Origin of the sequence: Amycolatopsis kentuckyensis, assembly GCF_002155975.1 — a bacterium.
Lineage (GTDB): Bacteria > Actinomycetota > Actinomycetes > Mycobacteriales > Pseudonocardiaceae > Amycolatopsis > Amycolatopsis kentuckyensis.
This window is the reverse complement of record NZ_MUMI01000752.1, coordinates 1-540: the sequence shown is the minus strand read 5'-3', so window position 1 is coordinate 540 and position 540 is coordinate 1. Positions and strand designations below refer to the sequence as shown.

Below are 540 nucleotides of genomic sequence, written 5' to 3'. Positions count from 1 at the left end.
TCTTCCTGGCGCAGCAGCGGACGGCCGCCGACGTCGCGGTCGTCTCGGAACTGCTGCGGCAGTGGCTGACCGGGGCGCCGCCGGCCGAGGCGCTGGCCGAACGCGCCGGGCTCACCCTGGAGCACGTGGTCGAGGCCACGCAGGTGCGCTTCCCCGCGGTGTCCGACCTGGCCCGCGGCGTGGTCTTCCGCTGGTTCGCCCAGCCGCTGCTGCGCCGCAACCGCGCCCGCGTCTACGCCGCGGTCCGCACCGAGCTGACCTACCTCGACCAGCACCCGGACGCCCCGGACCGCGCCGAGCGGATCCAGGCCATGATCACCGGCTCGCAGCCCCTCGTCCGGCTGATCGGGCAGCGGATCGGGCGGCCGGGCCGCGACCACGCGCCACTGCTGGAGGTGCTGACCCGCCGCTACTACGGCAACCGCCGGCTCTCCGGGGTCGCCGTGCGCGAAGCCGGCGGGCACCGCTGGCTGACCGCCGAGCTGAACACCCCCGGGGGCGCGCTGCCGCTGGTCACCACCGCCGCCGACATCGCCGAGC

The 540-nt window shown here is 76.5% G+C and carries 1 protein-coding gene; it reads left to right on the top strand.

What is annotated here, in order from left to right:
• Positions 1-540 (top strand): hypothetical protein (locus tag CCN39_RS47255; RefSeq protein ID WP_143264457.1); only part of this gene is annotated, 540 nt, incomplete at both ends.